General features: G+C 60.8%; 7 protein-coding genes and 1 pseudogene. 4 read left to right on the forward strand and 4 right to left on the reverse strand.

Annotated elements, in window-relative coordinates:
• The first annotated feature begins 144 nt into the window (after nt 1-144).
• Nucleotides 145-861, forward strand: a complete 717-nt coding sequence (locus tag QMX98_RS31220; protein ID WP_145308252.1) for a dienelactone hydrolase family protein — start codon at nt 145-147, stop codon at nt 859-861.
• A 3-nt stretch (nt 862-864) separates the two neighbouring features.
• Here the strand turns inward: QMX98_RS31220 and QMX98_RS31225 are convergent, their stop codons facing one another.
• The 4 genes and pseudogenes from QMX98_RS31225 to QMX98_RS31240 form a co-directional block, all read right to left on the reverse strand.
• A complete protein-coding gene (locus QMX98_RS31225) occupies nt 865-1,452 on the reverse strand; it encodes a hypothetical protein (protein ID WP_010455538.1) in 588 nt (195 codons plus the stop codon).
• Nucleotides 1,453-1,543: 91 nt separating this feature from the next.
• A pseudogene (locus QMX98_RS31230) lies at nt 1,544-1,732 on the reverse strand (glutathione S-transferase family protein); the annotation flags it as partial.
• A gap of 41 nt (nt 1,733-1,773) precedes the next feature.
• Nucleotides 1,774-2,697, reverse strand: coding sequence for a DMT family transporter (locus tag QMX98_RS31235; protein WP_282411910.1), 924 nt, complete (start codon nt 2,695-2,697; stop codon nt 1,774-1,776).
• A gap of 56 nt (nt 2,698-2,753) precedes the next feature.
• A complete protein-coding gene (locus QMX98_RS31240; protein ID WP_010455532.1) occupies nt 2,754-3,548 on the reverse strand; it encodes a hypothetical protein in 795 nt (264 codons plus the stop codon).
• Between the two features lie 164 nt (nt 3,549-3,712).
• Here QMX98_RS31240 and QMX98_RS31245 point away from each other — a divergent pair, with 164 nt between their 5' ends.
• The 3 genes from QMX98_RS31245 to QMX98_RS31255 all read left to right on the forward strand — a co-directional run bounded on the left by QMX98_RS31245 (nt 3,713) and on the right by QMX98_RS31255 (nt 6,178).
• Nucleotides 3,713-4,246, forward strand: coding sequence for a chalcone isomerase family protein (locus tag QMX98_RS31245; protein ID WP_010455529.1), 534 nt, complete (start codon nt 3,713-3,715; stop codon nt 4,244-4,246).
• A 10-nt stretch (nt 4,247-4,256) separates the two neighbouring features.
• The gene (locus QMX98_RS31250) at nt 4,257-4,781 is read left to right on the forward strand and encodes a DUF3833 domain-containing protein (RefSeq protein WP_010455527.1); all 525 of its coding nucleotides are present in this window, start codon (nt 4,257-4,259) and stop codon (nt 4,779-4,781) included.
• Between the two features lie 77 nt (nt 4,782-4,858).
• Nucleotides 4,859-6,178: an Nramp family divalent metal transporter gene (locus QMX98_RS31255; RefSeq protein ID WP_282411911.1), complete on the forward strand. Its 1,320-nt coding sequence runs from the start codon at nt 4,859-4,861 to the stop codon at nt 6,176-6,178.
• The last annotated feature ends 82 nt before the right edge of the window (nt 6,179-6,260 follow it).

The following is a 6,260-nucleotide window of genomic DNA, read 5'->3' on the forward strand; positions in this document are numbered from 1 at the left end:
CGCTCCCACAGGTTTGATGTGCGACACACATCCACTGTGGGAGCGAGCCTGCTCGCGAAGACGGCATCAACAGCGCCACAAATCCCCTTGCTGTGCGCACAGTGTTAGGCTCCCCCCGAATCCTGCACTTGTGAAGGAAGGTTTATGTTGAAGTTTCTCGCTCTGCTGACGCTGCTGGCCTCGGCCACCGTCCACGCTGAACCCCCGCTGCACACTGATCTGCCGCTCAAATACCTTGAGCAGGCGCATCCCGAGTCCCGCCACCAGCCCCTGGTGATTTTCCTCCACGGTTACGGCAGTAACGAGCAGGACCTGTTCGATATCAAGGATCAATTGCCTGCGCAATACACCTTCCTGTCAGTGCGGGCACCGATGGTGATGGAGGAGGGCAGTTACAAGTGGTTTCGCGAGAAGGGCAACGCTGCCTACAACGGTGAGACCGATGATCTGAAGGCCAGCGGCCAGGTGCTGCTGGACTTCATTGCACAGGCGGCGAAGAAGTATCACACCGAACCCGACAAGGTCTTCCTGGTGGGTTTCAGCCAGGGCGCGATCATGTCCTACGAGGTGGCGCTGCGTCATCCCGAAGCCGTTGGCGGGATTGCGGCGCTGAGCGGGCGGATTCTGCCGGTGTTGAAATCCGAACTCAAACCGGATGAAAAACGCCAGAAGCTGGCGATCTTCATCGGTCATGGCACGGCAGACAAACGCTTGCCGTACATCGACGGCACCGAGGCCAACAGCCTGTTACAGAGCCTGTCTCTCAAGCCTGAGTTTCATGCCTACCCCGGTGTCGGTCACAGCATCAGTGCCACCGAAATGCAGGATTTGAGCGCCTGGTTGCAGCGCCTCAACCCTTGAAGCTTATTTGCCGCTGACGATCTGCTTGACCAGCGTCTCGTGGCCGCCGTTGTCGCTGAGGCGGGAAATCACTTGAACGATCGCCATGCGCGTGTTGGACGCGGCCATCACTGTGGTGTCGAGGGTTTTGCCGCCGCCCTGGGTGGCGGTGCTGTCGATCTGCCGCAAGCCCAGACCGGTGCCTTTCTGCGTCAGGCTTTTTTCGCTGAGTTTGGTGAAGTCCGGCAGCGCCTTGGCTTGTTCGGAGGCGAAGTCGGCCGCTGCGGAGTCGAGGAACGGACCGTCGTTATCCTTGACGTTGGCTCCACCGGGGATGGTGTTTTCAGCGGCGATTACGACGGTTTTGGTGGTCTGGTTGGTGTACATGGTGCCCGTTGCCCCGGCTGTACCGGTAGCCGCGTCGCCGGCCGGGAGCGGGTTGGCGATGAAGCCCTTGGGCAGGGTGAACTTGAACTTGCCGCCGAGCATCGAGACCACTTGCGCGGGCGCTTTATCGCTGGCGGTGGCCTTGGCGGCAGAGGCATTCAACGCCCCCAGGCTGGCGGCCGCCGTCAGTAACAGGACAACGGCTTTTTTACTCAACAATGACATTTGGAAACTCCAGGGATAATCGCGCATTCGCCGCAATCATCCCATGGAACACGATTTGTAGCAGCTGCCGAAAACCATCCTCGCCACAGTCTCAGGCCTGATTTTGCGCAAACAGGTTATGACGGGTTTCTTCGTTGAACTCGGCCTTGAACACCCATTTTTCCCTCAGACCCCGCACACGCTGGGCGCCCGGGCGGGCGCTGATTTCATCGAACAGACGCTTGACGTTCGGGTCGGCCGCCAGGCCGTTCTCGCCGAGGATGTAATGCGCGTAGCCAGACGCTTCGAGTAGCAGGGCAACGTTCATCGGGTTCGGCAGCTTTACTCGTTCGGAACAATTGAACGTGTTGCGGGCGCTCTATCGCTTGCGCTCGACGTGGCGATCACCGCCCCCGCGATGATCAACACGGCAGGGATGATCAGGATCGGACCGGCCTGGCTGCGTCCCACGGCAAGCAGCAATAACGTCGATATCAACGGTGCCAGATAGGAAAGCGCCCCCAGCGTCGCCAGACTGCCGTGTTTGGTGGCGTGGTCCCAGGCAAGAAATGCCAACCCGACCGGCCCGAGGCCAAGCACCACAATCGCGGTCCATTGGCCGGGATCAGGCAGTACCGTGGTTTCGAAGGCCAGATGGCAAATCAGACCGGACACGGCCGACATACCGCAGATCCCGCCGATGATGCTGCTGGGCACGTTGTTGAACCGTCGGTTGATCACCGAGTAACCGGCCCAGATCACCGCACAGCCGAAGGCCGCGAGATAACCGGCGATGGGCATCGATGCGCCAGCCTCCGGGCCGTGTTGTTGCATGATGAACGCGGTGCCGGCCAGCCCCAGCAGCGCGCCGAGCATTTGCCGTTTGTGCAGCTTTTCCCCGGCCGAGAACGCCGAGAGCAGCACCAGCAACAGCGGCCACAGGTAGTTGATCAGACTGGCTTCGGCCGCCGGGGCTACTTTGAGCGCGAAAAAATACAGCGCGTGATAAACGAAAATGCCCACGAACCCGGTCACCCATACCGCCCAGGGCTGTCGCCAGCTACTGAAGCCGGCGAGCCCGCGCCGACCCAGAATTACCAGGCTCGCCACAAACGCTATGCCGAAGCTCAGTGTCAGCAGTTCAAAGGGCGGAATGCCTTCGGTGAGGGTGGTCAACAGCGCGAGGCAGGACCAGAGAACTATCGCGATCACGCCAACGGCGGTGGCTGAGTGGGGGGGACGGACGAGGTACGATGCGAGACTCATGTCTGTTCCTTCAGCACGTAGCGGGCGACATCCTGGCCCTCTGGATGTGAAGGAGCTTAGCGTTTGATCGCTGATCGTCCAGTCTCGGTCGTCGAGTTGATCGGTCGCGCCAGCAAGCGCCTGGTTATGCCCAACATCCCCACGGACACCGCAACACCGAGGGCAAAGGCGCTCATGCCCATGTCGGGCAACGCCAGCGCCAACACCAGGCAAAACGCCGCGAACGAATACATGCCGGTCGCCGTCGCCCGCAGCAATGCTGCCGTAAACGCCGGGCCGCGGGTTTGCTGGGAAAACACCGCCATCACGCTGCCGAGTACCGGGAACACCGCGAGCAAACCGCTCCAGCCTTCGCCGACGGTGCTGGCGAGTAAGGTCACGGCGAGGGTGAGCAGGGCGCCGGCCATCATGCGCAGCAGCAGTCTGTCGGACTTCGGCGCCGGGCCTGTAACGATGGGTTGCACACTGGGAAACAGGTACGGCGCCGCCAGCAGCGCGGTGGCGGCCGCGATCACCGAGAACATCAGCGAGGGTGGTATCAGTGAGAGCACCACGGCCACGGCGGCCCATACCAGCAGTGAAATGGTCAACGCCCATGGCCATCCTGCCCGTTGAGCGACTTGGGCGTAGGTCACGCAGAAGGCAATCATCGCGGACATCGCCGACAACGCCGCCGTCGCTGATTGAGCGGCGAACACCTGGCCTTGTTCGATGGCAAGGAAGAACAGAATCGGCCCGACCACCACCGGCAATCCCGACAGCCAACCGGCCACGCTGGGGCCCCAGCGTTTGCCAGCCAGGGAAATCAACAAGAGGAAGCCTGGAATCACCAGCAGCTTGAGCATCAGCACGCACACGTCTCCGACCTGAGTGAGGCGCCAACGTTAGCACTGCGGACGCAGGATTGCTCTAGGAATGAGGGGGTTTTGTATACAAAACTTGAAACTCAAATAATTGTACAAAACGTAGCTTTGCGTATAAGTTTTTAACAGATGCCCATGGTGAGAAAAACGCGATGAACAGACTCCGGTTGCGCCTGTATCACGGTGTGTTGTTGCTGGGATTGTCATGCACCCAGGCCTTGGCCAATTGGCAGGAGGCATTGCCCGGCGCGCAGATCATCGGCGCCGGCGAGTTTCGGGTGTTCGGATTCGATGTCTACAACGCTCGGCTCTGGAGTGCGGCCCGGCCTTTGGCGCCAGACCAGCCGTTTGCCCTGGAGCTGATCTATCAGCGCAGCATTTCCCGCGATGATTTGGTGCAGGCCAGTGTCGATGAAATCAAGCGGTTGTCCGGCGCCTCGGTCAGCACCGAGCAACTCGAGCGCTGGAAGGTGCAGATGCAACAGTCGTTCGTCGACGTAAAAGCCGGCATGCGCATTACCGGCGTTTATTTGCCGGGGCAGGGCGCGCGGTTCTTTGTCGGCCAGCAGCCGCAACACGAAGTGAAGGACCCGCAATTCGCCCGGGCCTTTTTCGATATCTGGCTCGACCCACGTACACGTAATCCGGAGTTGCGCCAGCAGTTGCTGGGCAGCGCCAAGCCTTGAGGTGCATGACATGTTGAAAAATCTGCTGCTGGTGTTGTGCGTCTGCCTGGCGGGTTGCAGCGTCGATGTGCAGCATTACAGCGAGCAAAACCCCAAGCTCGATCTACCCGGGTTCTTCGTCGGGCGAGTGGATGGCTGGGGAATGTTCCAGAAGCGCTCGGGCGAGGTGGTCAAACGCTTTCATGTGCTGATCAACAGCCGAATGGACGGTCAGAACCTGATCATGCATGAAGCCTTTACCTACAGCGACGGCACGAAGCAGACCCGTGTCTGGACGTTGTACCCGGACGGCCCTGGCCGTTGGCGCGGTACGGCCGGCGATGTGGTCGGCGAGTCTCGCGGTGAGGTCGCCGGCAACGCGCTGCACTGGCGCTATGAACTGAGCCTGCCGGTGGACGACAAGGTCTACCAGGTGCATTTCGACGACTGGATGTACTTGCTGGATGAAAACACCATGGCCAATCGCTCCGCCATGACCAAGTTCGGTGTTGAATTGGGCCAGGTAACCTTGTTCTTCCGCCGCCACGGCGCCTGATACCCGGGCATTTGCCCCTTGGGCGCAGGGGCTGAAACGTCTAAGCTGCGCTTTTCCAACTGTCGACGGATGTGTCCGTGAAATTCAGTTTGCCCAAGGTTGGCACTGCGCCATTTTGCCCGCCGGAAGTGGCGGGCAGCGTTGCAGTTGATCCCAACGCTTCATTTTTCAAACGCATGCTGCGCTTTGCCGGTCCTGGCTTGCTGGTGTCCATCGGCTACATGGACCCGGGCAACTGGGCGACCGCCATCGAGGCCGGTTCGCGTTTTGGTTACAGCCTGTTGTTCGTGGTGCTGCTGGCGAGTCTGGCGGGGATGGTGGTGCAGTGTCTGTGTTCGCGCCTGGGCATCGCCACCGGCCGCGATCTTGCGCAGCTGTCCCGGGAGCGCTACAGCACACGGACCGCGCGGACTCAATGGGTGCTGGCGGAAATCTCGATCATCGCCACCGATCTGGCGGAAGTGCTCGGTTGCGCGCTGGCCTTTCACTTGCTGCTGGGCTGTTCGCTGACTGTCGGCATCGCGCTGACCGCGTTTGACACGCTGCTGGTGCTGGCCCTGCAAAACCGTGGTTTCCGCCGCCTGGAAGCGATCATGCTGGTGCTGGTGAGCACCATCGGCGTGTGCTTCTTCGTCGAGTTGCTGCTGATCAAGCCGTACTGGCCGGACGTCGCCCGTGGATTTACGCCGTCCCTGTCTGCCATTGGCGATGCCGCGCCGCTGTACCTGGCCATTGGCATCCTCGGGGCCACGGTGATGCCGCATAACTTGTACCTGCACACCTCGATCGTACAGACCCGAATGATCGGCAAGGACCTGGCCAGCAAGCGGGACGCGGTCAAACTGGCGCGCATCGACACCATTGGCTCTCTGGCGTTGGCGCTGCTGGTCAATGCGGCGATCCTGATCCTCGCCGCGGCGGCCTTTCATCAGAGCGGGCATACCGATGTGGTGGACATCCAGGACGCCTATCACTTGCTCGACCCACTGGTGGGCGGCGCCTTGGCCAGTGTGTTGTTCGGGGTGGCCTTGCTGGCGTCCGGGCAGAGCTCGACGTTTACCGGGACCATCGCGGGGCAGGTGATCATGGAGGGTTATCTGAACCTGCGGATCCCGTGCTGGCAACGGCGGCTGATTACGCGAGGGCTGGCGTTGATCCCGGCGTTCATCGGCGTCTGGCTGATGGGTGACAATGCGATCGGCAAGTTGCTGGTGTTGAGTCAGGTGGTGTTGAGTCTGCAGTTGCCGTTTGCGTTGTACCCGCTGATTCGCATGACCAACGATCACAAATTGATGGGACCGTTTGTGAATCGCTGGCCGACGCGGGTGTTGGCGTGGGGGTTGTTTGGGGTGATCAGTGGGGCGAATAGCTGGTTGATCTTCCAATTTTTGGGGTGACTGGGCTGGCCTCATCGCGAGCAGGCTCGCTCCCACAGTGGATCTGCGGTGAACACAAAACCCTGTGGGAGCGAGCCTGCTC

This window comes from Pseudomonas sp. PS02303 (genome assembly GCF_029959925.1).
GTDB classification, from domain to species: domain Bacteria; phylum Pseudomonadota; class Gammaproteobacteria; order Pseudomonadales; family Pseudomonadaceae; genus Aquipseudomonas; species Aquipseudomonas mandelii.